This is a genomic window from Cetobacterium sp. (assembly GCF_051658645.1).
Classification (GTDB): Bacteria; Fusobacteriota; Fusobacteriia; order Fusobacteriales; family Fusobacteriaceae; genus Cetobacterium_A.
In genome coordinates, this window is record NZ_JBOFMZ010000074.1 from 1 (window position 1) to 25,816 (window position 25,816).

Genomic DNA, 25,816 nt, shown 5'->3' on the forward strand with positions numbered 1-25,816 from the left:
CCTGGGAGGATAGGAAGTTGCCAATCTTAAAAAAGTGCTTCTTTAGCTCAGTTGGTAGAGCACACGACTGTTAATCGTGTTGTCGCTGGTTCGAGCCCAGCAAGAAGCGCCATTTTTTTATTTTTTGTAAAAAACAAAAGGTTTAAAGGGAGAATTGAAATGGAAGAAATGACTAAACAATTTTTTCAAGAAGATTTAGATAAAAAACAAGAAAATAAAAAGCAAAAAAATAGTAGATTGAAACAAAGAAGAATTTCAATTCTTATTATATCAAGTATACTTATGGTTTTAAGTTCTATAAATATGATAAGTGCAGCATTCTATATGAAACCTGAAAATATAAAAAAGCATTTTCTATATATTTTGATTTTTTTCTTTATTTATTTAATAGTTGGAAATGCAGGAAAGTTAAAAAAATATAATTTGAGCTATAAAATTTTAAGCGAAAGAAAAGTAAATGGAATTATATTTTTAACAAGTATGTTTATTTTATCTGGAATGTTTATAGGTGGTAAAATTGGGTTGCCATTTATTCCCAGAATAAATGGAGCATATGGTTGGATTAATTTAGGCCCGATTTCGATTCAACCAGCGGAAATTTTAAAATGTGCTTTTGTAATAAACATGGCTAATTGTTTGGGAAGAGCTGAAGATAATGATGTATCAGAAAAAACGACAATAGTTTCATCATTTACATATCTATTTTTTTATGGTATTTTAATTTTAGCTCAAAAAGATATGGGAACAGTAATACATTATTTTTCAATTTGGATTTTTATGATTTTTATGAGTAAATTAAAAGATAAGTGGATATTAAGAGTTGCTTCATTAGGCATAGTTCTTGGGGTTAGTGGATTAGCATTAATTTATAAATTTGCAAATGAAAGTGGAGCATCATATAAAATTATGAGGATAAAAAGTTATATTGATGGTCTGTTTTTTGGAAATTACTCTGATGATTATGGATATCAAGTAAAGCAATCTGTTTATGCATTTGGAAGTGGTGGTTTTTTTGGAAAAGGGTATGCAAATGGAGTTCAAAAATATAGTTACCTTCCAGAAATTCATACGGATTTTATAATGGCTACTTTTGGAGAGGAGTTTGGAATAGTAGGCATGTTTTTAGTTGTAGGTTTATTTTTTGCATTATATCATTTTTTAATTGTTACAGGAAGAGAAAGTAAAAATTATTTTGGAAAATATTTAGCAATGGGAATTGGAGCTCAAATAATAAGTCAAGTGATAATAAACATATTTGTAGCAGTAGGATTATTTCCTGTGTTTGGTTTACCAATGCCTTTTTTCAGTTATGGTGGAAGTGCAATGGTAACAATGGGAATTGCTTTAAGCTTAATACATAGCATGAATGTGGAGTAGTGTTGTGTTGTTCAGAAATAAGAAATTGCTTTTTAAATGTAAAAATGATATACTTTAATACAATAATATAGGGGATAAATATAAGGTAAGTAGTAAGAGATTAAAGCTAAAAGAATTTAGTTTTAGTTCCTTATTATTTGCTATATTTATCCTCTACCAATTTTAAAAGGAGGAATTTAATGTTTAATGAAGTAACTTTAAGCTTAGAAATAGGTGGAAGAGAGCTAACGTTAAAAACTGGAAAAATAGCAAGGCAATCAAACGGTGCTGTTATGCTTCAGTATGGAGACACAATTTTATTAACTGCAGTAAATAGAAGTAAAAATCCTAGAGAGGGGATAGACTTTTTCCCTTTAACAGTTGAGTATATTGAAAAATATTACGCAGCAGGAAAATTCCCTGGTGGATTTAATAAAAGAGAAGCTAGACCTTCAACAAACGCAACGTTAATAGCAAGATTAATAGATAGACCAATAAGACCAATGTTCCCTGAAGGATTTAAATATGATGTACAAATCGTAAACACTACATTATCTTATGATGGAGTTTGTACTCCAGATTTTATGGGAATTGTAGGATCTTCAGCAGCTTTAACAATATCTGATATTCCATTTATGGGTCCAGTAGCAGGAGTAGTTGTAGGAATGCTAAATGGAGAATTTGTTTTAAACCCAACTTTAGATCAATTAAAAACAAGTGAATTAAACTTAACTGTAGCAGGTACTATGGATGCTATAAACATGGTTGAAGCTGGAGCAAAAGAAATGGATGAGGAAACAATGCTAAAAGCTATAATGTTTGCTCACGATAATATAAAAAAAATATGTCAATTCCAAATAGAATTTGCAGCTCTTGTAGGTAAACAGAAAATAGAATTCACAGCACCAGAAGTTATGCCAATTGTTAAAAAATTCATAGATGAGAATGGATCAGTAAAGTTAAAAGAAGCTGTTTTAACAACAGGAAAAAAAGCTAGAGAAGAAGCTATAGATAAATTTGAAGAAGTTCTATTTGAAGAGTTTGTAACTGCAAACTTTGGTGAAGAAGAAGTTCCAAAAGATGTAGTTGCTGAATTTGCAAAATATTACCATGATTTAATGAAAGAATTGGTAAGAGACGCTATACTTTATAACAAGCATAGAGTTGATGGAAGAGCAACAGATGAAATAAGAGGCTTAGCAGCAGAAGTAGAAGTATTACCAATCGTACATGGATCTGCTTTGTTTACAAGAGGAGAAACTCAAGCTTTAGTTGTTGCAACTTTAGGAACAAAACAAGATGAGCAACTTGTAGATGGATTAGATGAAGAATACTTTAAAAAATTCTACTTACACTATAACTTCCCTCCATACTCAGTAGGAGAAACTGGAAGAATGGGAGCAACAGGAAGAAGAGAATTAGGACATGGATCACTTGCTGAAAGAGCATTAAGCTATGTTTTACCTTCAACAGATGATTTTCCTTATACAATCAGATTAGTTTCTGAAATAACAGAATCGAATGGATCATCATCGCAAGCTTCAATTTGTGGAGGATCATTAGCTTTAATGCACGCTGGAGTACCTATCAAAGAGCATGTAGCAGGAATAGCTATGGGTCTTATTAAGAAAGATAATGATTATGTTGTTTTAACTGATATAATGGGTCTAGAAGATCATTTAGGAGATATGGACTTTAAAGTTGCAGGAACTAAAACTGGAATTACAGCTTTACAAATGGATATGAAAATAGCTGGAATATCAGAAGATATAATGAGAATAGCTCTAAAGCAAGCTTTAGTTGCAAGATTACAAATATTAGAAGTAATGAACAATACATTATCTAATTCTAATGAATTAGCTCCTACAGTTCCAAGAATACATCAAATGATTATCCCTAAGGATAAAATTGCCGCATTAATTGGACCAGGTGGAAAGAATATTAAAGGAATCATAGAAACAACAGGAGCTACTATAGATATCGCTGACGATGGTAGAGTAGCAATATTCTGTCAAGGATTAGATGTTTTAGAACAAACTATAACATTAGTGAATGGTTATGTTAAAGATGTAGAAGTTGGTGAAGTTTACTTAGGTAAAGTAGTAAACGTAGCTAAATTCGGAGCATTTATGGAAATATTACCAGGAAAAGAGGGATTACTGCATGTATCAGAAATTTCTTTAGAAAGAGTAGCTAATGTTGAGGATGTATTAAAAGCTGGAGATACATTTGAAGTAAAAGTAATTTCTACAGAAAACGGAAAAATTAGTTTAAGTAGAAAAAAATTATTACAGGAAATGGCAGCTGAATAAATTTTAAAGTAAGGGGGATAACACAGAGGACTTCAACCTCTGTGTTATTTTTCCGTAGAATAAAAGTAAAGTGATTGAAGGATGGTAAAAGATGAGATTAGGATTAATTAGTTTAGGATGTAGTAAAAACTTAGTTGATAGTGAAAATTTAATTGGCCTTATGGTAGCTAGAAAAGGATTTGAAATAACAAATAATTTAGAAGAAGCAGAAGTTGTTCTTATAAATACTTGTGGTTTTATAGGAGATGCGAAAGAAGAGTCGATTCAAGCTATATTAGAAGTCGCAGAAAAAAAAGCATCAGGACAAGTGAAAAAAATAATTGTTGCAGGATGTTTAGCTCAAAGATATGCTGACGAATTACTTGCAGAAATTCCAGAAATAGATGCTATTGTTGGAACAGGTGAAATTCATAAAATAGAAGAAATTGTAGATGCTATATTAATGGATGAAAAAATTATAAGATGTGAATCTTTTGATTTCTTAGCAAATGCTGGAACAGAGAGAATATTAACTACAAATCCTCACACAGCATATTTAAAAATAGCTGAAGGGTGTAATAGAAGATGTACATATTGTATAATTCCACAATTAAGAGGAGATTTAAGAAGTAGAACTATAGAAGATATTGTAGAAGAAGCAAAAGCATTGGCTGCAAGCGGAGTAAGAGAGATAAATTTACTAGCTCAAGAAACAACAGAATATGGAATTGATTTATACAAAAAGAAAGCTCTTCCAGATTTAATAAAAGAGTTAGTAAAAGTAGAAGGTATTGAATGGATAAGATCATACTATATGTTCCCTAATTCATTAACGGATGAATTAGTTGAAGTAGTAAAAACTGAACCTAAAGTTTGTAAGTATTTTGATATACCAATACAACATATTTCTGGAAATATTTTACAAAATATGGCAAGAGCAAAATCAGGAGATCATATTAAAGCTATATTAGGTAAAATTAGAACTGAGATTCCTGAAGCAACAATAAGAACAACTGTAATAGTTGGATTCCCAGGAGAAACAGAAGAAAACTTTGAAGAGTTAAAAGATTTTATAAGAGAATTTAAATTTGATTATGTTGGAGTATTCAAATACTCGAGGGAAGAGGGAACAGTTGCTCATGATTTAGCTGATCAAGTACCAGAAGATATCAAAGAGAGAAGATGGGTTGAATTAACTAATCTACAATCTGAAATCGCCGAAATTAAAAATAGGTCAATGGTTGGTCAAATTGTAGAGGTTATGATTGATGGAATATCTTCAGAAAGTGAATTTATGCTAGAAGGAAGAACTAGAGGTCAAGCTTTAGATATAGATGGAAAAGTTCTAACTAACGATGGAACAGCGAAGCAAGGTGAAATTGTAAAAGTAAAAATAGAACAAAACTTTGAATATGATTATATTGGTGCAATAGTAGAAAACGAAACTAAATAGTCTTAGAAGAAGGAGGAATCAGTCTTGAATTTGCCAAATAAATTAACAGCAATTAGATTAATATTAGCAATACCTTTTATATACTTTTTACAAGAATCAGCCAATGTTTCACACAGTGAGTTATACAGATTGATAGCATTTGGAATTTTTATTTTTGCATCATTAACAGATTGGTTAGATGGATATATAGCTAGAAAATATAATTTGATAACTGACTTAGGTAAAATAATGGATCCTCTAGCAGATAAAATACTGGTTATTTCAGCATTAGTTATTTTTATTAAATTAGATTATCTTCCACCTTGGATGTCAATTATAGTTATAGCAAGAGAATTTTTAATTAGTGGTATAAGAACAATTGCTGCAGCAAAAGGAGAAGTGATTCCTGCGGGAATTTTAGGGAAATATAAAACGACCACTCAAATGATTGTTATTATGATTATGTTATTCTTTGGTTTGGGAAATAATCCTCAGCAAGAGATGTTGTATAAAACAGTATATTTCTATTTGACATTAGTACCTGTTATATTAACAGTTTGGTCTGGATGGGAGTATTCTGTAAAAGCAAAACATTACTTTTTAGGAGAGGAATAAGGAGAAAATATGAGCTTAATTTATAAAGTTGTAAACTTAGCTTTTGAAATTATTAATATACTAATACTTATAAGAATAGTAATCTCTTGGTTAGCTCCATATTCAAGAAATGATTTCACAAATCTTGTACATGCGTTAACAGAGCCAATTTTAAAACCATTTAGAACTTTAATACCGATGGGAAATACGAGAATAGATTTATCACCATTATTGGCTTATTTTGCTTTGAAGATTCTAAGATATATTATTTTTTATTTATTATAATTTAGAATAGAGAGGCCCTTGGCTTCTCTATTTTTTGTAGGAGGAACAAAAATGCACGAATTAGAAAGCGAATACCACATACCGGTTTTATATTATGAATCATTAGAAACTTTAGTAACAAAAAAAGATGGAATATATGTAGATTGTACTTTAGGAGGAGGAGGACACTCTGAAGGTATATTAAGAGAGATTGGAGAAAATGGAAGATTAATCTCTATTGACCAAGATGATCAAGCAATAGAATTTGCCAAAAAAAGACTTCAAAAATATGGAGAAAAATGGTCTGTATTTAAAAATAACTTTGAAAATATTCAAACTGTACTTTACATGGCAGGAGTTGACAAAGTTACAGGAATACTTATGGATATAGGAGTATCATCAACTCAATTAGATGATCCTGAAAGAGGATTCTCTTATAGATATGATACAAGACTTGATATGAGAATGAATAGAAGTTCTGAGCTATCAGCTTATGAAGTTGTCAATGATTATGAAGAGGGAAAATTAGTAAAGATTTTCTTTGAATATGGTGAAGATAGATTTGCTAGAAAAGTTGCAAGATTAATTTGCCAAAGAAGAGAAGAAAAGCCAATTGAAACAACAGGTGAACTTGTTGATATAATTAGAAAAGCTTATCCACCAAGAAGTGAAAAGCATCCTGCTAAAAAAGTTTTCCAAGCTATAAGAATAGAGGTTAATAGAGAACTAGAAGTATTACAAAATGCAATAACAAAATGTTTTGAGAGTTTAGAAAAAGGTGGACGTTTAGGTATTATAACTTTCCACTCTTTAGAGGATAGAATTGTAAAAAATATGTTTAGAGATCTTTGTACAGGATGCAAATGTCCTATAGAGTTACCTATATGTATGTGTAACGAACAACCTAAAGGTAAATTAGTAAATAAAAAACCAATTATTTCAGGACAAAATGAATTGAACTTCAATAATAGAGCTCATTCAGCTAAATTAAGAGTTATAGAAAAACTATAAAATCAAAAGGAGAGACGTAATGAAAAGAAAAAAAGTTTTATTAACAACAGTTGGTATAATTTTAATCTGGTCATTTTACGGTTATCTTATAAGAACAATATCATACTTAGAAAAAAGTAACTTAAAGTTAGAAAAACAGCTAAAAGAGCTTGAAAAGGAAAAAAGTAAAAGAATATATGAGTATGATTTGCTTATGGATTTAAGAAAAATAGAGCAAGAGATGAATAAAAAGAAAAATATGGTTGTGTCAGAAAAAATAAATTTCTTTAAAATAGAAGATGGCTCTTTTTAAAAAAACAGGAGTGTGTTTATGAAGTTAGAAAAAGGTCAAATAATAGAAGTTAAAATAGAAAAAATAGTTTATGGTGGAGAGGGATTAGGATATTACAATAATGAGTTTGCAGTATTTGTTCCGATGTCTGTGCCAGGAGATGTTGTAAAAGCTGAAATAATATCTTTAAAAAAGAGTTATGGAAGAGCTTTAATTAAAGAGATAATAACACCTGGAACTGAAAGAATAAAAGATTTAAATCATATAACTTTTGAAGACTTCCAAGGATGCGATTTTGGAATGTTAGATTATAATGCACAAATAAAATATAAAAAAAATATGGTAGAAGATGTAATTAGAAGAATAGGAAAGAATAACGAAGTTATAGTAGAAGAATCATTGGAATCTCCTGTTCAGAAAAATTATAGAAATAAAGTAATAGAACCATTTTCTTTAAATGGAAAAGAGATTATAACTGGTTTTTTTAAAAGAAAAAGTCATGATGTGTTTGAAGTAGAAGATAATATGTTGAATTCTGTATTAGGAAACAAAATTATAACAGAATTAAAAAGTATTTTAAATAAAAATAAAGTAAGTGTCTATAATGAAAAAAATCATGATGGTTTGCTTAGACATGTAATGATTAGAACAAACTCTTTTAATGAGGCTATGCTTGTACTAGTTGTAAATGATACAAAAGTAAGTGTTATTATTAAAAATATTTTAGAAGAATTAATGAAAAAATTTAGTGAAATTGCATCTGTTTATTTATCTTTAAATGACAAAAGAACAAATGTAGCTTTAGGAAATAGAAATATTCTTGTATTTGGAAGCGAAACTATAAAAGAAGAAATTTCAGGAATACATTTTAATATTTCACCAACATCATTTTTCCAGATTAATTTAGAACAGACTAAGAGACTTTATGATTTAGCAATTAGTATGTTTGGAAATATAGAAGATAAAATAGTTGTAGATGCTTATGCTGGAACAGGAACAATAGGTATGATATTATCTAAAAATGCTAAAAAAGTTTATTCAATAGAGATAATAGAGTCTGCTGTAAAAGATGGAATTCAAACTGCAAAAGAAAACGAAATTGAAAATGTAGAATTTATATGTGGAGATGTAAATAGAGAGCTAGGAAAGTTGATAAAAAAAGAATTAATAGATTCAATTATATTAGACCCACCTAGAAAAGGTATTGAAGAGGAAAGTCTTCTAAATATAGCTAGAGTTGGAATAAAAGAGATTATATATATATCTTGTAATCCATCAACATTCTCTAGGGATATTGAAATATTAGAAAAAGAAGGTTATAGTTTAGTTAGAGTGAAGCCTGTAGATATGTTCCCTCAAACAAGCCATATAGAAGTAGTGGGTAGACTAGTTAAAAAGTAGGAGGACTTTATGGAAAAGTTTTTAATATTTTCAGTAATCGCTTATATATTTGGGTCTTTACCTTGTGGAGTATGGCTAGGGAAAAGTACTAAAAATATTGATATAAGAGAGCATGGAAGCAAAAATTCAGGAGCAACAAATGCTTATAGAATTTTAGGTCCAAAGTATGGTATAATAGTTCTTATATTAGACGCATTAAAAGGTTATATTCCGCTTTATTTGGCAAGTATGTTTGGAGTAGATGGAATATATATAATATTGTTAGGACTAGTTGCAATATTAGGGCATACTTTTTCATTCTTTTTACAATTTAAGGGTGGAAAAGGAGTTGCTACAAGCTTAGGTGTATTTCTTTTCTTAATGCCAAAAGTGGTAGGAATATTAGTTTTAATATTTATCTTAGTTGTTGGAACAAGTAAATATATATCTTTAGGATCGGTTGTATGTTCGGCATTACTTCCTATTTTAGCATATTTTTTACCTGTTAGAGATACAACAACAAGGACACCACTAATTATGATTTCTTTAATAGTTGGATTGTTTGTTATCTACAAGCATAAAGCAAATGTTGAAAGATTAATAAAAGGAAAGGAAAACAAATTTAATTTAAAGTAAGGAGATAAATTAAATGGAGAAAGTAGTTGTAATAGGAGCAGGAAGCTGGGGAACAGCTTTAGGAATGGTTTTAGCAAAAAAAGGTTATGAAGTTACAATGTGGGAATACAACAAAGAAATTGCTGAAAAATTATCTTTAGAAAAAGAAAATAAAAGATTACTTCCTGGAGTTAAATTTCCAGATAATTTAAAAGTTTCATTTCAATTGGATGGACTTTTATCAGATGTTAAATATATTATTTTTTCAGTTCCTTCACAAGTTTTAAGAGCGGTTATTTCAAAAATATCTTCACAAATCGAAGAAGGAATGATTTTAATAAATACAGCAAAGGGATTAGAAGTTTCTAGTGGAGAAACTTTATCACATGTAATGAAAGATGAAATAAAAGGTAAATATCATAAGAATATAGTTATTTTATCTGGTCCAACTCATGCCGAGGAGGTAGCTCTTGAGCTACCTACAACAATTGTAGCAGCAGGAGAGTTGGAAAATGCTAAAAAAGTTCAAGATTTATTTAATACTGAAACTTTCAGAGTTTATGTAAGTGAAGATATAGCTGGCGTAGAACTAGGTGGAGCAGTAAAAAATTGTTTAGCCATAGGAGCTGGAATAGCTGATGGATTAGGTTATGGAGATAACGCAAAAGCAGCGTTAATAACAAGAGGAATAGCTGAAATGATAAGATTCGGAAAGGTTATGGGAGCTAACGAAAGAACATTCTCTGGTTTAACTGGAATAGGGGATCTGGTTGTAACGTGTGCAAGTCAACATAGTAGAAATAGACATGTTGGAGAGAGGCTTGGAAAAGGAGAAAAAATAGAAGATATTTTAAAAAGTATGATAATGGTAGCGGAAGGTGTAACAACAGTTAAAGCAGTTTATGCTAAAAAACTAGAGTTGGGTATAAGTATGCCTATAGTGGAAGCTATCTATGCAATAATATACGAGGGAGCAGATACAAAAGATAAAGTGAAAGATTTAATGACAAGAGAATTAAAAGGTGAATTTTATTAGAATTTTTAACTATTAGTTAAAGCAACACGGAAATTTAAAATATAGAAAAAGATAACTAAAGAGGGATATGGGGTGTGTATGACTGAAAAAGATTTAGTTTCATTTTATCTAGATGATATAAAAAAGTATGAAGTGTTAAGCAAAGACGAAGAAATAATTTTATTAAGAAAAGCTAAAAATGGTGATGTTGAAGCAAGAGAACATTTAATTGTATGTAATTTAAGACTAGTTGTTAATGTTGCTAAAAAGTATGGAAATAAAGGAATGGGTTTTATAGACTTGATAAGTGAAGGGAATTTTGGACTTATTCATGCTATTGAAAAATTTGATATAGAAAAGGGATATAGATTTTCAACTTATGCAGTTTGGTGGATAAAACAAGCGATAAGCAAGGCTATAATAAGTAAAGGTCGTGAAATTAGAATTCCTTCTTACAAACATGATTTATTAAATAAAATAAATCGATTTATAATGGAAAATGTTATGTTAAAAGGTGATTATCCAAGTATTTATGAAATTTCGGACGTATTAAATATCAACTTAGAAAAAGTTCAAGATTTGATGATAGAATTTCAAGAAACAGTATCTTTAAGTTCTCCAATTGGAGAAGATATATGTTTAGAGGATACATTAGCAAGTGAAATGCATAATGATTTAGAAAACAATATGATAATAGCAATTAGTAAAGAACAAATTGATGAAATTCTAAATAAGCTAAGTGAGAGAGAAAAACAAATTTTAAAGTTAAGATTTGGATTTGATGGAAATCAAATCCATACTTTAGAAGACATTGGACAAAGTTTTAGTATTACAAGAGAACGTGTAAGACAAATAGAGCAAAAAACACTAGAAAAATTAAGAAAACGTTATAGTGACTTACTAAAAGGAAACTATTACTATTAAAAGCAAGGAGGAATAACAATTGATTTTAAAAGTTAATAGATTGGAATTTCTGAAAAAAATAAAAATTGTAGAAAAAGCCATAAATGAAAATAAAATAAGACCAATAATATCTTATGTATATATGGAAACTAAAGAAAATAAACTTTGGTTTTGTGGAACAAACTTAGAGCTTACAATATCAACTCATATGAATTGTGAAATATTGAAAGAAGGAAAAGCTGTCTTTCAACATCATTTAGTTGAAGAATATTTAAAAGAAATAAAAGATGAAGAGATTACTTTAAATATTGAAGATGACATTTTAATAATTGAAACATCAGACTCTGCTTCAGAGTTTACTCTTATGAATGCAGAAGAATTTCCAAGAATTCAAGAACCAGAATTAAGAGATGAAGAGTTTAAATTTAAATTAAAAAAATTAGATTTAGCTGATTATTTTGATAAAATTAAATTTTCAGCATCTATGTCAAGTGATAATTTATCAATAAATTGCATAAGATTAGAGATTGAAGAGAACAAAATTAAATTTATATCTACAGACACTTATCGGTTGACATATTTAGAACATGAGTATTTAGATAATATAGAGACATTTAAAGTGAGTATTCCTATAAATACAATTGATGCAATTTCAAAATTATTAAGAAATGGAAATGAAGAGGAAATTGCTTTTACTCAAAAAAATAAGCAGCTATATTTTAAGTTAGGAAATATTTCAATAGTGAGTAGGGTAATTGATTTACCTTTTCCAAATTACAAAACAATATTAGAGGCTAGCGGATACAATAAAAAATTACAAATAAAAAGAGTTGACTTTGAAAAAATGTTAAAGAGAATCCAAATATTTGTAAAAAATAACTCAGAATCTAAATTTGGAGCTATATTTACATTATCTAATAGAAATATAGCGATTGAAGGTATTGGAGAGATTGCAAAAGCAAAAGAGATATCAGAAGTAAATTATGATGGAGACAATTTAAAGATATCTTTAAATGTAAAGTTTTTATTAGAATTTATTCAATCAAGTGATAAAGAAGAGATTGTGCTAGAATTTACTACATCAAATAGTGCTGTAAGAACAAGAAATATAGAAGAAGATAATTATACTTATATTGTAATGCCTTTAGCTTTGAAAGCCTAGAAACAAAACTAGCTTACAAGTTAAGCTAGTTTTTTTGTTTTGCAAAGATAAATTCTTTGTGGTACAATTTGGGTAATATTTTTTCATTTAAGGAGAAATAATGAGCAAATTTTGTATAGTAAAAATTGTATATGAACTGAAGTATTTCATGTATTTATTGGAAGAATTTAAAAGTAGAAATTTAAATGACAATAATAATGCAAAAAAATTTATAAATTTTAATAATAAAAGAGTTTTAAATATAATAAAAAAAAATGAAATAAAAAAGATTGCAATATTACTACCACATTGTATTCAGAAATATAATTGTAATTTAAAAATAACAAATGATGTTGAAAATTGTAAAAAATGTGGACTTTGTGATATATCTGAAATTATAAAACTAAAAGATGAATTTAATATGATTGATGTGAAGGTAGCAACAGGAGGAACTCTTGCTAGAATATATTTGAAAGAATACAGACCAAATTTAGTTATAGCAGTAGCTTGTAAAAGAGATCTAACTTCAGGTATTAGAGATTCTTTTCCTATACCAGTATATGGAATTTTTAATAAAATTAAAAAAGGACCATGTAAAGATACAGCGGTAGATGTTAATGAAATCAGAAGAGTATTGAGAGAGGTGGGGACAACGTGAGAAAACTTAAATTATTAATTGCGGGGCTTTTAATTTGTTCAGGGTTGTTAGCTTCTGAAAAAGAGGATATTAAATTTTTAGATGAGCTATTTATTCAGAAAAAGTATTCAATGGCAATTCAAGAATCAAATAACTTTATAACAAAATATCCTCGTTCAAAATTTATAAAAAATATTAGAGTTAGAATGGGACAAGTTTATTATGTTGAAAAAAGATACCAAGAAGCAATAAACACTTTAAATGGATGTTTAAAAGAGTTAAAATTAAATCAAAATGAAATGAACAATATTTATTTGTATTTATCTAAATCATATGTAGGATTAAAAGATTTTGAAACAGCAACTAAAGCTGCAAACTTAATAAATAAAACAACTACAGATGGAAAAGATAATTATGAAGAGGCCTTACTATCTATAGGAAAGGGTTATATAGATAATAAAGATTATATAAGAGCTCAAAGAGAACTGACTAGTGCTCTTAGTTTACAAGGTAGAAACTATGAAGATGTAGTTTTGAATTTAGCTTTGGCAGCTTATAACAATTCACAATATATAAAAACAATAGTGTATTTAGATGAATATTATAAAGGAACTAAAGTTGGAATAAATCAAAATTTGGTAAGTTATTTATATGGATCTTCATATTATAAAACAAATGAATCAGATAAAGCTTTGAGTCATTTTAAGAAAGTAAAAGAAAGTAAGGAGACCTCAGAATATAAAACATTGTCAGTTTTAACAATGATAGAGATTTATTTAAAGCAAGGAGATGTAAATGCAGCTGAAGGAATTTTGTCAACACTATCTTCAGATAAAAAATTGTATGACACTTCATTAAAGAGTTTTGGAGATTTTTATATAGTAAAAGGTTCTAGTGATAAAGCTTTGGAGTATTATAATAAAATTGCAAATAAGGATACAGATGTAACTTATGGAATAGCTCTCTCACAATATAGATTAAAGAATTATAAAGATTCACTTCAGAATTTCAGGAAGCTTTATAATACAAAATATAAAAATGAAAGTATATATTATCAACTTTCTATTGAATACTTAAATAAAAATTATAAATGGGTTTTAGTAAATAGAAAATTAGTAATTGGATTAAATTTAAAAAGAGATGAAGAACTTGCTGTTAATAACTTAATTGCAGCTTCAGCATTTGAAGAGGGAGAATTTAAAGTTTCAGAGGAATATTATAGAAAAAATAATAATCTTTCTCCTACAAAAGAATCTTTATACAGGTTAATAGTAACTTTAAGTAAAATAAAAGATAGAGCTAAAACTACTTCTTTAATATCAGAGTTTAATAGCAAGTATCCGACAGATCAAGAATATAAAAAGAACATTACAATAATAACATCGGATAATCTTTTAGCTGAAGGAGAAGGAGAAAAGGCAGTAAATATTTATAAAAACTATTTAACAACAAATAGAGACCCTGAGATAGTTTCAAATTTAATTGAAGTTATGATTGCCCAAAAAAAATATAATGAGGTTATGGAATATTTAAATATGCAAGAGACTTCATTAGACAATACTTATCAAAAGGGTATTGCAACAATGGGTATGGGTAGGTATGAAGAATCTGATATGTATTTCAAGCAAATAGATAGCTCTACTAATGTACCAAAAGCTTTATATGAAAAATCAAAATATAATATAATTAAAAATTATTTTTTATGGGAAAAATATGAAGATACTATTATAGCAGGAGAATCATATATAGCAGGAGATAACCTGTTTGCTTTAGAAGATATTGTTGATAAAGTAGCAATAAGTTATTTTAGAATGGATAATCCAGAAAAATCAAGAGAGTACTTTGAGAAATTAAAGTTAGTTTCTAACATGGGAGATTATGCTCAATTCCAGATAGGAGAAACTTATTATACTGAAAAAAAATATGTTGAAGCAGCTGAAGCATATAAAGTAAGTGCTCAAAATTCTAAAAATATCGAATATAGAGAAAAAGGTTTATATTGGCAAATATCATCATTATATTTATTAAAAAATTCATCTCAGTTTGATGTTAAAAGTAAAGAATTCTTAAATCTTTATCCAACTTCTAAATTGAAAGATAACATTCTTTTAATGGAAGGAGAATTATTTGCATCTACTGGAAATAGTGATAGTGGATTAAAAACTTATGAAAAACTTTATAATGAAACTAAAGATGATGGCTTAAAAGAAAAGTCACTTATGAAAATTATTGAGTTATCTCAAAGTACAAAAAATTTACAAAAAGAATTAGAATGGATTAATAAAATAACTAGTGATGACAAAAAAAGCTATTATATGGCAAAGCATCTTCAAAGAGAGAATAAAGTTGAAGAAGCTAAACTTGAATACGAAAAATTAGCAACAGTTGATTCATATAAAGATTTTTCTTCAATAGGATTAGGAGATTATTATTACTCTAAAAAAGAATACTCAATTGCAAAAGATCAATATAATAATGTGCTTTCTTTAGAGAATAGTTCGTATAAAGATAAAGCTTTATATGGAATAGCAAATATTGAAAGAGAAACAGGATTAATAAATGAATCTGTAAGAAATTATACAAAATTATATTTACTTTATCCAGAAAGTAAGTTTGCTTTAGAATCTAAAATAAGATCAGCAGAAGGATATGAAGCCTTAAATAGCTTTACAGATGCAGAAGCACAATATGATGAACTTTTAAAAACAGAAAGTAAGAATAAAGATTATTTCTTAGAAAAATTAATATTCTTAAATTTAAAATTAGAAAAAAAAGCAATTGCAATAAAATATTATGAACAATTAAAAAAAGAGAATATAAAACTTTCAGAAAAATACAAAGATTTTTTTAACGGAGGAGAAAGTATATGAAAAAATTAGTTATTACAGGATTAATGGTTTTATCTTTAGGAATTTTTGCTAATGAGAATGTTATTATTGATAAGCAGGTAACTGGTGTTAATAAAGAGCAATTAGAAAGCTATCCAAAAGAAAACAATCTTAAGCTAGAAAAGAAAGTAATCAAAATAGAAGATACAAATATAAGTGCAGATAAATTCAAAGATCAAAAACAAGTGATTCAATTAGATGAAAGCAATGATTCAATGAATAAAAGTCTTACAGAAACTGAAAAGAAAACTCCAATTTGGAAGTATATAATCGGAGTAGTAGCGTTGGTAACATTAGGAATAGCGTTATAAATAAAATTTGATAAAAATTGGGAGGTTTCAGATGTACTGGTTAGCAAATGGTGGAATACTGATGTATTTTATAGTTTTCATGTCAATATTAGGTGTTTATGCAATAATTGAAAGAATAATTTATTTTAAAACAAATGAAAATATAGATATGTCAAGAATAAGACCTATACTACGTAATGCAATTGAAAAAAATGATATAAAAGGAGCTATAACAGCTTTAGGAAATCAAAAGAGTTCTACTGCAAAAGTAATAAAAGAAGTTTTAATATATTGGTACAAAACAAGAAGTACAAATGTTGAAACTTTAGAAGAGAAAGCAAGAGAGGTAGCTTTATCACAAATTCCAAAGTTAGAAAAAAATATGTGGTTATTATCGGTTGTAGCTCATACAACTCCTTTAATTGGATTATTAGGAACAGTTACAGGAATGATAAAAGCTTTCCAAGCCGTATCAGTACATGGAACAGGAGATGCATCAGTTTTAGCAAGTGGAATATCTCAAGCTTTATTAACAACAGCTGGAGGATTATTTGTTGCAATACCATCAATAATTTTATATAATTATTTTAATAAGAAAATTGACGATCAAATAAATGATATGGAAAAAGGTAGTGCAGAACTAGTAAATTATTTCAGAAAATAAAGGAGGGGGAGCATGAAACTTAACAGAATTAAAAGAAGATCAGGTAATTCTTTAATACTTGAATTAACTCCCTTGATAGATGTAGTGTTTTTATTATTAATATTTTTCTTAGTTGCAACAACTTTTGAAGATGTAAATAGTAGTATAAAAATAGATTTGCCTACGTCTACTGTAAAAAGTGCTAAGCCAGTTAATGAATTACAAGTAATTGTGACTAAAAATAGAGAGTATTTTATTAGTTATAAAGAAAATGGTATAAGTAAAAGAGATTCTATTAATCCAAAAGATTTAAAAAATATTTTAATAAAAAAACTAGAAGAATCAGAGGATAAAAATGTAATAATAAGTGCTGATAAAACAGTAACTCATGGTGTAATAGTAGAGGCAATGACAGCAGCCAAAGAGGCAGGAGCGATCTCTTTAGATATAGATACAGCTTCGCCTGGAAAGTAGGGGCATATCTATGAAGAGACAAAATAGCGATTTTAAAATACTTATTATATCAATAGTTATAAACCTTATTATTTTGTTTTTAGTTCCAGGGATTAAAGTAGATAAAATAGTGGATAAAAAATTGAAGGTAGGATTAGTAGCTTTTGAAACAGCTCAAAAGAAAACAATAAAAAAATCTGAACCGAAGAAAAAAGTTAATCCAGTAAAAGAAAAGAAAAAAGAAGAAAAGAAAATTTTACCGAAAGAAGAAATAAAACCATTAGAAAAAAAAATAGAGGTAAAAGAGGTGAAAAAATTATCGCTAGATGATTTAGCTAAAAATATAACAAAAAGAGAAACAGAATTTTTAGCTATTGATAGTCCTTCTAGAAGAGAGGTTAATAGCGATTTCAAAAATGAGCTTTTAGAGAAACAGAATTTAGAAGAGCTACAATCAAAATCAATACTAGATGTCACTAAAAATATAACCATATCTAAAGAAGAAACTATTTTAGAAAAAACTATGGAATACGAATTAGATAATAATTCTAAAGAGATAGCTTTTCAAGGGGAGACAGAAGAAAAGCTAAGTTTTAAAACTATGGTTGAAAAAAATGGAGTAGCAGGTCTTCCAAGTGGATATAAATTAGGAGTAGAAGATGGAGATGTTATTGCAAAGTGGGATCAAAGCAATAGAGAACCAAAGTATCCAGAAGCAGCTCAATTAAGAGGAATGCAAGGGAAAGTATTATTAAAAATTAAAATAGATGAGTCGGGGAAAGTTTCATCGGTATTTATAGAAAAAGGTAGTGGAGTTCCAGAAATTAATATGGCTATAGAAGAAATTGCAAGAACTTGGAAAATATTTTTAACTAAAAATGGGTTAAATATAAAAGGGAATGTAACACTAGAATATAGTTTTAAATTATTAGGAATTTCAAATTAGAAGTAGAAATTAGAGGATGGTGAAGTGATTTGACTCTTTTAGGATTTAGATTAGAAAGTGAATTAAAAGATGAGTTAGAATGTAATTTTGAAAATGAATTAAGGTTTGCAGAAAATATAAGTTCTTTTGTAGAACTTTTAAAAGAGAGGAAATATGAGGCAATTGTTATAGATGAAACAAATCTTCAACAAGAGGCTTTAGTAAACCTTGTAAAAAAAATTACAGAAACACATAAAAAATCAGTTATAGTAATAATGGGAGAGACATCAAACTTAAAATTGATTGCAGGTGTGATAAAAGCAGGAGCTTATGACTATATTTTAAAGCCAATTAGCCCAAAAGAGATTAGTAAAGTTTTAGAAAAAGCAGTAAAAGATCATAAACTTTTAGCTGAAAGAGTAGATAGAAATAAGAATACAGGTGATAAATTAATAGGCCAAACAAAAGAGATTGTGGAAGTCTATAAAATGATAGGAAGAGTTTCTAATAGTAGAATCCCAGTTTTAGTTGTGGGAGAAAAAGGAACAGGAAAAAGTAGTGTTGCAACAGCAATACATCAATTTAGTGATTGGAATTCAAAACCTTTTTTAACACTTAATTGTACATCATTTCAAAATAATCTTTTAGAAAGAAAGTTATTTGGATATGAAAAAGGAGCTTTTGAAGGTGCAGTATTCTTGCAAATAGGAGATTTAGAAAAAGCTAATGGTGGAACATTGCATTTAGGAAATATAGAATCTTTAAGTTTAGATATGCAATCAAAAATTTTATATCTATTACAAGAAGGAGAATTTTTTAGAATGGGTGGATCAGAACCTATTGAAACAGATATAAGAATTGTAGCAACTACGAGTGAAAACTTAGAAGAGTTAATAAATAAAAAAATGTTTATAGATGAATTGTATAATAAGCTTAAAATTCTAGAAATAAATATACCTCCTTTAAGAGAGAGAAAAGATGATATACCATTTATAATTGATCAGTATCTAGCAGAATGTAATTTAGAACTACACAAAGCTGTAAAAGGTGTAAGTAAACCAGCAATGAAAAAAGTAATGAGATATGATTGGCCAGGAAATGTAAATGAATTAAAGAACGCTGTAAAATCAGCAATAGCTCTTTGTAGAGGTTCATCTATTCTAGTGGAAGAGTTACCAGGAAATGTTACTGGGAACAAAGTTTCTAAAAGAAAAGGTGATAACCAAAGCTGGATATTAACCGATTGGATAGAAGGAGAACTTTTAGGATTAAAAAATAATAAGCAAAATAATTATTATGGAATAGTAATATCAAAAGTTGAAAAAGAGTTAATACGTCAAGTTTTAGAGATTACAAGTGGTAAAAAAGTAGAAACAGCTGAGCTGCTTGGAATAACGAGAAATACATTGAGAACTAAGATGAATAACTATGGCTTAGAATAGATTATAAACCTTAGGAGGAGAAATGCACGTAACATTATATAGAAAATATAGACCAAAAGGATTTGACGAAATTGCAGGTGAGCAAGAAATTGTTAAAACTTTAAAAAACTCTTTAAAATCAAATAGGTTAGCTCATGCTTATCTATTTACTGGGCCACGTGGTGTTGGAAAAACATCTATAGCTAGATTGATGGCAAAAGGATTAAATTGTTTGACAAATGGCATAACAGATACTCCTTGTAACATTTGTGAAAATTGTATAGAAATTTCAAAAGGGAATTTTTTAGATTTGATAGAGATTGATGCTGCATCAAATAGAGGAATAGATGAAATAAGACAATTAAAAGAGAAAATAAATTATAGCCCTACAAAAGGAAGAAAAAAAGTTTATATAATAGATGAAGTTCATATGTTAACAAAAGAGGCCTTTAATGCACTATTAAAAACATTAGAAGAGCCTCCAGAACATGTATTATTTATTTTAGCCACAACAGAACCTGACAAAATATTGCCTACTATTATATCAAGATGCCAAAGATATGATTTTAAAAGTGTTAATTACAAAGATATGAGAGAAAAACTTTTGTATATAGTAAACAGTGAAGGATATTCTGTAGACGAAGCAAGTTTAGTTGCAATATATGAATCATCTGGTGGAAGTATGAGAGATTCAATATCTATTTTAGAAAGATTGATGATAAATACAGAAAATAAAAATATAACTATTGAAAAAACAGAGGATGTTTTAGGAATAACACCTATAAGAATAGTAGATAATTTTATAGAAATTATAGAAAAATCTAATTATTCTGGTGGAATAGAACTTTTAGAAGACATTTGGAAAAATTCAATAGATATAGAGCTGTTTTTTAAAGATTTAGCAAAAAGATCTAAGGATAGAATTTTAAAAGGTGATCTTAATATAGAAAAAGGATTAAGCATAATAGATATAGTTTATGATATTTTATCAAAATTTCGTTATGAAGAGGATAAAAGATTAGTAGGCTATGTAATTTTAAATAGATTAACAGAAAAAAAAGAGATTATAGTGGAAAAAATTATAGAAAAAGTTCAAGAATCTGTGTATAATTCTGAAGAAAAAAAATCTTTAGAGATAGAAGAAGTCGAGACTGTTTCAAAAATAAGTTATGATAATGTAAAAGGTTCTTGGGATAAAATAGTTGATGAAGCTAAAAAAACAAAAATAACTTTTGGAGCTTTTTTAGTTAAAGCTTATTTTAAAGATTTTTCAAATAATACACTAGTTGTAGGATTTTCAAATGACCAAAGCTTTGCAAAAAATATGATGGAATCTGAGCCTTATAGAACTTTATTTATAGATATTGTTAGAAAAGTTTTAAAGTCAAAAATTATTATAAAGTACGAATTACAAGAGGTTAATAAAAATAAAGATAGAGTTTCAGGAGAGGATTTCTCTAAAAAAATAATTGATTTTTTTGGTGGAGAAATATTATAGCTTAACAAAACTCTACCTTTATGGTATAATTATCCTGATTGGATTTAGGAGGATAAATGTTTTTTATTACAGGAATAATAATAGCAGCATTATTTTTAGTTTCAACATCACTACCTTTTTTAAGTTGGATATTACCTTTTTATAAAATTAAAAAATTAGAAAATGCAAATTTGAAAACTAAAATTATAACAAATATAGTAGCAGTATTAGCTATTGGTTGGATAGATACAAAGTTTTTGATAACTTATTTAGGAGTTTTTGTATCAATAGAAGTTTTATACTATATTTTTAAAAAGTATGGAACAAAAGTAAAAGAATTTGATAAGATTTTTATTACCACTTTAATAGTAAGTATTTTAATATCTATTTATGTATACTTTAATAGAATTGGATTTAATTTAGGTTTTGAACAATTAAAAGACATATATATACAAAAAACTTCTTTTACTAAATATGAAGTAGATAATGCATTTAAATTTATAAAAGATAACTTTACATATTTAATATTTGTATATATAAGTATGACAGTATTTTTAACATACTATTTCTTAAATAAAGAAAAGTTTTTAGAGTGGGATGTGTCTTATTTTTGGTTAATACCTTATATTTCTATATTCTTTATAGATAAATATACTTCTTTAGGAGGAAGTTTAACAGAAAATATTTTAAATATTTTAAAACTTATTTATATTATGTACTTCATAAAAATAGCAACAGGAATATTAAATGGAAAAGTAAAAAAACAATCAATATGTTTTGTAGTAGGAGTTTTGTTAACTTTAATTTCACCAGATTTAGCATTTATTTTTGGTGGTTTAGCAAGTGGAATAAGAATAAAAGTAGTAAGATAAAATACAGCATTTGGGAGGAATTTTTATGTCAAAAATACAAGTAATTTTAACAGCTGATGTAGCAGGGCAAGGAAGAAAAGGTGAAATTGTAAGCGTTTCTGAAGGATATGTAAAAAATTTCCTATTGAAAAATAATAAAGGAATTATAGCAACTCCAGAAGAGTTAAAAAAGATAGAAAATAAAAAGAATAAAGATGCTAAAAAAGCTGAAGAAGACAAGCAAAAATCTATTGTTATAAAAGAATTGTTAGAAAGTAAAAAACTTTCAATAACAGCTAAAATTGGAGATAATGGAAAACTATTTGGAGCAATAACAAATAAAGAGGTATCATCAGAATTGAAAAAAGTATTTGGATTAGATATAGATAGAAAAAAAATAGAGTGCACTATTAAAAGCTTAGGAGAGCATAAAGCAATTGTAAAACTACATACAGATGTAAAAGCTGAGGTTTTAGTAGTAATAAAAGGATAGTGAAATATGGAAGATATAGAAAAACTTAGAAAAATTCCAAGTAGTTTAGAAGCTGAGAGATCAGTTTTAGGTGGTATTTTTTTAAAGCCTGATATATTCAGTGAGGTAATAGAGATTATTACTTCAAGTGATTTTTATAAAATGGCTCATAAAATAATTTTTGAAGTAATGCAAGAGGTATATAATTCAAGTGAATCAATAGATCCTATAATTGTAATGGATAGACTAAAAAGAAAAGATAAATTCGATGCCATTGGTGGAGAAGCTATTTTTTATGAAATTATAGAGGAAGTACCAACGGCTGCAAATATTTTAACATATGCAAAAATTATAAAAGAAAAATCTACACTAAGAAAACTTGGAGATATAGGAACTAAAATAGTAGAGATGACATATGAAGGTTATGAAGATGTAGATACAATTTTAGATAAAGCAGAGAGTATGATATTTAAGGTTTCTGAAAGTAAAGAATCAAAAGATATAATTAGTTTAAAAGAAGTCGTAACAAATGAGTTTGGAAGATTAGAGCATCTTCTTCAAAACAAAGGAATTTCAACAGGAATTTCAACAGGATTTAAACATTTTGATGAAATGACGAGTGGATTTCATCCTTCAGACTTGGTAATTTTAGCAGCAAGACCTTCAATGGGAAAAACAGCTTTTGCATTAAACTTAGCATTAAACGCAGCTATGAAAGGTGGAAAAGGAGTTTTGGTATTTAGTTTGGAGATGTCAAGTTCACAGTTATTACAAAGACTTTTAGCTATGGAAGCTGGTATAGGATTACAAAAGATAAGAAATGGATTCCTAAGTGAAGATGATTGGGGAAAATTAGGAATAGCAAGTGGTAGATTAGCAAATGTCGAAATAAATATAGCAGATGTTCCAAATGTAAATGTTTTAGAGATTAGATCTATAGCTAGAAGACTAAAATCAGCAGGAAAGTTAGATATGATTGTAATTGACTATTTACAATTAATAAAAGGAACAAGTGGAAAATCAGATAATAGACAACAAGAAATTTCTGATATATCTAGATCTCTAAAAGGTATAGCAAGAGAGTTAGATATACCTATAATAGCGTTATCACAACTTTCTCGTGCTCCAGAACAAAGAGCCGATAGAAGACCAATGCTTTCAGATTTAAGAGAATCTGGAGCTATAGAGCAGGATGCTGATATGGTTGTATTTTTATATAGAGATGATTATTATAATGATGATTCAGAACAAAAAGGAATAACAGAAGTTATCATAGGTAAACAAAGAAATGGACCAGTTGGAACTTTAAATTTAAAGTTCTTCCACGAAATTACAAAGTTTGGAGATTTTACAACTAAGATTGATTAAAGAAGGGTGAAAAAATATGAAAAGAGCAGAATTATTAGCTCCAGCAGGAAATATGGAAAAAATGAAAATGGCTTTCCATTATGGAGCAGATGCAGTTTTCTTAGGTGGAAAGATGTTTAACCTGAGAGCTGGAAGTCATAATTTTAATGACGATGAGTTAAAAGAAGCTGTTGAATATGCACATTCAATGGAAAAAAGAGTATATGTTGCATTAAATATAATACCACATAATAGTGAGTTAGAAACATTACCAGATTATGTAATGTTTTTAGAAAAAATTGGTGTAGATGGGGTTATTGTTGCAGATTTAGGAGTATTTCAAGTTGTAAAAGAAAATACTAATTTGAATATTAGTGTAAGTACTCAAGCAAGTAATACAAACTGGCGTTCTGTAAAAATGTGGAAAGATTTAGGAGCAAAAAGAGTAGTTTTAGCAAGAGAAATATCTTTGGATAATATAGCTGAAATTAGATCTAAAGTACCAGATATTGAATTAGAGGTATTTGTGCATGGAGCTATGTGTATGTCTATATCAGGTAGATGCTTATTAAGTAACTATATGACAGGTAGAGATGCTAATAGAGGAGATTGTGCACAATCATGCAGATGGAAGTATAACTTAGTTGAAGAAACTAGACCAAATGAGTATATGCCAGTTTATGAAGATGAAAGAGGAACATATATTTTCAATTCAAAAGATTTATGTACAATAGAGATTATAGATAAAATTCTTGCTTTAGGTGTAGATTCATTAAAAATTGAAGGAAGAATGAAAGGTATCTATTATGTTTCTAATGCTGTAAAGGTATATAAAGAAGCAGTAAATAAATATTATTCAGGAAATTATGAGTATGATCCAACATGGATGGAAGAGATACAGTCTACATCAAATAGATCATACACTCAAGGATTTTATAATGGACAACCAGGAGAAGAAGCAAATAACTATAATGATAGAAATTCATATAGTCAAACTCATCAATTAGTTGCAAAAATTGAAGAAAAACTAGGTGAAAATGAATATCTTTTAGGTATTAGAAATAGAGTTTTAGCAGGAGAATCATTAGAAATTATAACAACTTCGGGAAAACCAAGAGTTATAGAGATGCCTAAAATGACTTTAATAACAAAGGCTGGAGAAGAGATAGTTGAAGCAGCAAATCCAAATTCATTTGTAAAAGTTATTTTAAAAGGTGGCTTTGAAGCAATGGATATGATAAGAAAAGTTAAAGTGGTTCAAGAATAAAAAAAAGGTACTTTCTTCATTTATTTGAAAAAAGTACCTTTTTTATTAAATTTTATTAGTTATTCTTAGTTTCTTTAATTTTATTTTCAGTTGCTCTAATGAATCTAGGAATTAACCATTCTTTTTCATTTTGAGCTTTTGCATCTTTTTTAGTATAGATACCTTTTAATTCATCATAATAAGCTTGAACATCTCCACTAAACTCATTTTTATCTTTTATGGGATATTTTTTTAAGTTTGGGAACTTTTCATCTAATATAGCATTCCACTCTTCTATTCCAGACTTATTTAGAGATAAAAATAAGTCTACATCACCTGTAAATTTAATCTCTTTAATAACATCTCCAACCTCTAATTTTTTAATATTATTAAAATCTTTTTCTTCTATAAATTCCCCAAATATAGTGTGTTTATTATTTAACCAATCAGCAGGATAAAGTGTAAAGAAGAATTGCGAACCACCTGTTTCAGGTCCAGTATTAGCCATAGCTAATATTCCAGGTTGATAGAAATCCAACCATTTAGAGAATTCATCTGGAATAGAGTAACCAGGACCTCCATCTCCTCTGCCAGTAGGATCTCCACCTTGAACAACAAAGTTCTCAACGGCTCTATGTATTTTAGTGTTATCATAGAATCCTCTTTTAGCTAAATTTATAAAATTAGCCACAGTTACTGGTGATGCTTCAGGATATAAATAGAAACTAATATCACCTTGACTTGTAACAAAAGTAGCTCTGATATCGTTATATTTTACTGCTTGAGACTTACTAGTAGATGAACAAGCTGTCATAACAGCTAATAATATCACTAGAGATAGTAATTTAATGATTTTTTTCATATGTACCCTCCTGTATTTACTGATAGTATTA

At 28.1% G+C, this 25,816-nt stretch carries 25 protein-coding genes and 1 tRNA gene; 25 read left to right on the forward strand and 1 reads right to left on the reverse strand.

What is annotated here, in order from left to right:
- Window positions 1-36 precede the first annotated feature (36 nt).
- The 25 genes from ACRCZX_RS09455 to ACRCZX_RS09575 all read left to right on the forward strand — a co-directional run bounded on the left by ACRCZX_RS09455 (window position 37) and on the right by ACRCZX_RS09575 (window position 24,944).
- Window positions 37-112, forward strand: a tRNA-Asn gene (locus ACRCZX_RS09455).
- 47 nt (window positions 113-159) lie between these two features.
- Window positions 160-1,377, forward strand: a complete 1,218-nt coding sequence (locus ACRCZX_RS09460) for an FtsW/RodA/SpoVE family cell cycle protein (RefSeq protein ID WP_438582676.1) — start codon at window positions 160-162, stop codon at window positions 1,375-1,377.
- Between the two features lie 179 nt (window positions 1,378-1,556).
- Entirely contained in the window at window positions 1,557-3,668 is a 2,112-nt protein-coding gene (gene pnp / locus ACRCZX_RS09465; protein ID WP_438582677.1) for a polyribonucleotide nucleotidyltransferase, read from the forward strand.
- Window positions 3,669-3,759: 91 nt separating this feature from the next.
- On the forward strand, window positions 3,760-5,100 hold the full coding sequence (rimO, locus tag ACRCZX_RS09470) for a 30S ribosomal protein S12 methylthiotransferase RimO (protein ID WP_438582678.1): 1,341 nt from the start codon (window positions 3,760-3,762) through the stop codon (window positions 5,098-5,100).
- 24 nt (window positions 5,101-5,124) lie between these two features.
- The gene (pgsA, locus tag ACRCZX_RS09475; RefSeq protein ID WP_438582679.1) at window positions 5,125-5,694 is read left to right on the forward strand and encodes a CDP-diacylglycerol--glycerol-3-phosphate 3-phosphatidyltransferase; all 570 of its coding nucleotides are present in this window, start codon (window positions 5,125-5,127) and stop codon (window positions 5,692-5,694) included.
- A 9-nt stretch (window positions 5,695-5,703) separates the two neighbouring features.
- A complete protein-coding gene (locus tag ACRCZX_RS09480; protein WP_438582680.1) occupies window positions 5,704-5,958 on the forward strand; it encodes a YggT family protein in 255 nt (84 codons plus the stop codon).
- A gap of 51 nt (window positions 5,959-6,009) precedes the next feature.
- Window positions 6,010-6,948: a 16S rRNA (cytosine(1402)-N(4))-methyltransferase RsmH gene (rsmH, locus tag ACRCZX_RS09485; protein WP_438582681.1), complete on the forward strand. Its 939-nt coding sequence runs from the start codon at window positions 6,010-6,012 to the stop codon at window positions 6,946-6,948.
- Between the two features lie 19 nt (window positions 6,949-6,967).
- On the forward strand, window positions 6,968-7,240 hold the full coding sequence (locus ACRCZX_RS09490) for a hypothetical protein (protein ID WP_438582682.1): 273 nt from the start codon (window positions 6,968-6,970) through the stop codon (window positions 7,238-7,240).
- Between the two features lie 18 nt (window positions 7,241-7,258).
- Window positions 7,259-8,620 carry a 23S rRNA (uracil(1939)-C(5))-methyltransferase RlmD gene (gene rlmD / locus ACRCZX_RS09495; RefSeq protein ID WP_438582683.1) on the forward strand — a complete coding sequence of 454 codons (1,362 nt, stop codon included), beginning with the start codon at window positions 7,259-7,261 and terminating at the stop codon, window positions 8,618-8,620.
- A 9-nt stretch (window positions 8,621-8,629) separates the two neighbouring features.
- Window positions 8,630-9,235, forward strand: a complete 606-nt coding sequence (plsY, locus tag ACRCZX_RS09500; protein WP_438582684.1) for a glycerol-3-phosphate 1-O-acyltransferase PlsY — start codon at window positions 8,630-8,632, stop codon at window positions 9,233-9,235.
- Window positions 9,236-9,248: 13 nt separating this feature from the next.
- Window positions 9,249-10,250, forward strand: coding sequence for an NAD(P)H-dependent glycerol-3-phosphate dehydrogenase (locus ACRCZX_RS09505; protein WP_438582685.1), 1,002 nt, complete (start codon window positions 9,249-9,251; stop codon window positions 10,248-10,250).
- Window positions 10,251-10,328: 78 nt separating this feature from the next.
- Window positions 10,329-11,153, forward strand: coding sequence for a sigma-70 family RNA polymerase sigma factor (locus tag ACRCZX_RS09510; RefSeq protein WP_438582686.1), 825 nt, complete (start codon window positions 10,329-10,331; stop codon window positions 11,151-11,153).
- A 19-nt stretch (window positions 11,154-11,172) separates the two neighbouring features.
- A complete protein-coding gene (gene dnaN, locus ACRCZX_RS09515; RefSeq protein ID WP_438582687.1) occupies window positions 11,173-12,294 on the forward strand; it encodes a DNA polymerase III subunit beta in 1,122 nt (373 codons plus the stop codon).
- Between the two features lie 100 nt (window positions 12,295-12,394).
- Window positions 12,395-12,931, forward strand: a complete 537-nt coding sequence (locus tag ACRCZX_RS09520) for a DUF116 domain-containing protein (protein WP_438582688.1) — start codon at window positions 12,395-12,397, stop codon at window positions 12,929-12,931.
- Complete coding sequence (locus ACRCZX_RS09525) at window positions 12,928-15,780, forward strand: hypothetical protein (protein ID WP_438582689.1); 2,853 nt, start codon at window positions 12,928-12,930, stop codon at window positions 15,778-15,780. The genes ACRCZX_RS09520 and ACRCZX_RS09525 overlap by 4 nt, the downstream gene beginning before the upstream one ends.
- The gene (locus ACRCZX_RS09530) at window positions 15,777-16,109 is read left to right on the forward strand and encodes a hypothetical protein (protein WP_438582690.1); all 333 of its coding nucleotides are present in this window, start codon (window positions 15,777-15,779) and stop codon (window positions 16,107-16,109) included. Before ACRCZX_RS09525 ends, ACRCZX_RS09530 begins: the two co-directional genes overlap by 4 nt.
- Window positions 16,110-16,140: 31 nt before the next feature.
- Window positions 16,141-16,752 carry a MotA/TolQ/ExbB proton channel family protein gene (locus tag ACRCZX_RS09535; protein ID WP_438582691.1) on the forward strand — a complete coding sequence of 204 codons (612 nt, stop codon included), beginning with the start codon at window positions 16,141-16,143 and terminating at the stop codon, window positions 16,750-16,752.
- Between the two features lie 12 nt (window positions 16,753-16,764).
- The gene (locus tag ACRCZX_RS09540; RefSeq protein ID WP_438582692.1) at window positions 16,765-17,205 is read left to right on the forward strand and encodes an ExbD/TolR family protein; all 441 of its coding nucleotides are present in this window, start codon (window positions 16,765-16,767) and stop codon (window positions 17,203-17,205) included.
- A gap of 10 nt (window positions 17,206-17,215) precedes the next feature.
- Complete coding sequence (locus ACRCZX_RS09545) at window positions 17,216-18,130, forward strand: energy transducer TonB (RefSeq protein ID WP_438582693.1); 915 nt, start codon at window positions 17,216-17,218, stop codon at window positions 18,128-18,130.
- A 29-nt stretch (window positions 18,131-18,159) separates the two neighbouring features.
- Window positions 18,160-19,551, forward strand: a complete 1,392-nt coding sequence (locus ACRCZX_RS09550) for a sigma-54-dependent transcriptional regulator (protein WP_438582694.1) — start codon at window positions 18,160-18,162, stop codon at window positions 19,549-19,551.
- 22 nt (window positions 19,552-19,573) lie between these two features.
- Window positions 19,574-21,028 carry a DNA polymerase III subunit gamma/tau gene (gene dnaX, locus ACRCZX_RS09555; protein ID WP_438582695.1) on the forward strand — a complete coding sequence of 485 codons (1,455 nt, stop codon included), beginning with the start codon at window positions 19,574-19,576 and terminating at the stop codon, window positions 21,026-21,028.
- A 56-nt stretch (window positions 21,029-21,084) separates the two neighbouring features.
- Window positions 21,085-21,879 carry a hypothetical protein gene (locus tag ACRCZX_RS09560; protein WP_438582696.1) on the forward strand — a complete coding sequence of 265 codons (795 nt, stop codon included), beginning with the start codon at window positions 21,085-21,087 and terminating at the stop codon, window positions 21,877-21,879.
- 25 nt (window positions 21,880-21,904) lie between these two features.
- Entirely contained in the window at window positions 21,905-22,351 is a 447-nt protein-coding gene (gene rplI / locus ACRCZX_RS09565) for a 50S ribosomal protein L9 (protein WP_438582697.1), read from the forward strand.
- 6 nt (window positions 22,352-22,357) lie between these two features.
- Window positions 22,358-23,698, forward strand: a complete 1,341-nt coding sequence (gene dnaB / locus ACRCZX_RS09570; RefSeq protein ID WP_438582698.1) for a replicative DNA helicase — start codon at window positions 22,358-22,360, stop codon at window positions 23,696-23,698.
- A 16-nt stretch (window positions 23,699-23,714) separates the two neighbouring features.
- Entirely contained in the window at window positions 23,715-24,944 is a 1,230-nt protein-coding gene (locus ACRCZX_RS09575; RefSeq protein ID WP_438582699.1) for a peptidase U32 family protein, read from the forward strand.
- 55 nt (window positions 24,945-24,999) lie between these two features.
- Here ACRCZX_RS09575 and ACRCZX_RS09580 read toward each other — a convergent pair whose 3' ends face one another.
- Complete coding sequence (locus ACRCZX_RS09580; protein ID WP_438582700.1) at window positions 25,000-25,785, reverse strand: peptidylprolyl isomerase; 786 nt, start codon at window positions 25,783-25,785, stop codon at window positions 25,000-25,002.
- Between the last annotated feature and the right edge of the window lie 31 nt (window positions 25,786-25,816).

Coding starts and splice junctions, on each gene's coding strand:
- ACRCZX_RS09460 (WP_438582676.1), top strand. CDS start 160: ATGGAAGAAATGACTAAACAATTTTTTCAAGAAGATTTAGATAAAAAA.
- pnp (WP_438582677.1), top strand. CDS start 1,557: ATGTTTAATGAAGTAACTTTAAGCTTAGAAATAGGTGGAAGAGAGCTA.
- rimO (WP_438582678.1), top strand. CDS start 3,760: ATGAGATTAGGATTAATTAGTTTAGGATGTAGTAAAAACTTAGTTGAT.
- ACRCZX_RS09480 (WP_438582680.1), top strand. CDS start 5,704: ATGAGCTTAATTTATAAAGTTGTAAACTTAGCTTTTGAAATTATTAAT.
- rsmH (WP_438582681.1), top strand. CDS start 6,010: ATGCACGAATTAGAAAGCGAATACCACATACCGGTTTTATATTATGAA.
- ACRCZX_RS09490 (WP_438582682.1), top strand. CDS start 6,968: ATGAAAAGAAAAAAAGTTTTATTAACAACAGTTGGTATAATTTTAATC.
- rlmD (WP_438582683.1), top strand. CDS start 7,259: ATGAAGTTAGAAAAAGGTCAAATAATAGAAGTTAAAATAGAAAAAATA.
- plsY (WP_438582684.1), top strand. CDS start 8,630: ATGGAAAAGTTTTTAATATTTTCAGTAATCGCTTATATATTTGGGTCT.
- ACRCZX_RS09505 (WP_438582685.1), top strand. CDS start 9,249: ATGGAGAAAGTAGTTGTAATAGGAGCAGGAAGCTGGGGAACAGCTTTA.
- ACRCZX_RS09510 (WP_438582686.1), top strand. CDS start 10,329: ATGACTGAAAAAGATTTAGTTTCATTTTATCTAGATGATATAAAAAAG.
- ACRCZX_RS09520 (WP_438582688.1), top strand. CDS start 12,395: ATGAGCAAATTTTGTATAGTAAAAATTGTATATGAACTGAAGTATTTC.
- ACRCZX_RS09530 (WP_438582690.1), top strand. CDS start 15,777: ATGAAAAAATTAGTTATTACAGGATTAATGGTTTTATCTTTAGGAATT.
- ACRCZX_RS09535 (WP_438582691.1), top strand. CDS start 16,141: ATGTACTGGTTAGCAAATGGTGGAATACTGATGTATTTTATAGTTTTC.
- ACRCZX_RS09540 (WP_438582692.1), top strand. CDS start 16,765: ATGAAACTTAACAGAATTAAAAGAAGATCAGGTAATTCTTTAATACTT.
- ACRCZX_RS09545 (WP_438582693.1), top strand. CDS start 17,216: ATGAAGAGACAAAATAGCGATTTTAAAATACTTATTATATCAATAGTT.
- dnaX (WP_438582695.1), top strand. CDS start 19,574: ATGCACGTAACATTATATAGAAAATATAGACCAAAAGGATTTGACGAA.
- ACRCZX_RS09560 (WP_438582696.1), top strand. CDS start 21,085: ATGTTTTTTATTACAGGAATAATAATAGCAGCATTATTTTTAGTTTCA.
- rplI (WP_438582697.1), top strand. CDS start 21,905: ATGTCAAAAATACAAGTAATTTTAACAGCTGATGTAGCAGGGCAAGGA.
- dnaB (WP_438582698.1), top strand. CDS start 22,358: ATGGAAGATATAGAAAAACTTAGAAAAATTCCAAGTAGTTTAGAAGCT.
- ACRCZX_RS09575 (WP_438582699.1), top strand. CDS start 23,715: ATGAAAAGAGCAGAATTATTAGCTCCAGCAGGAAATATGGAAAAAATG.
- ACRCZX_RS09580 (WP_438582700.1), bottom strand. CDS start 25,785: ATGAAAAAAATCATTAAATTACTATCTCTAGTGATATTATTAGCTGTT.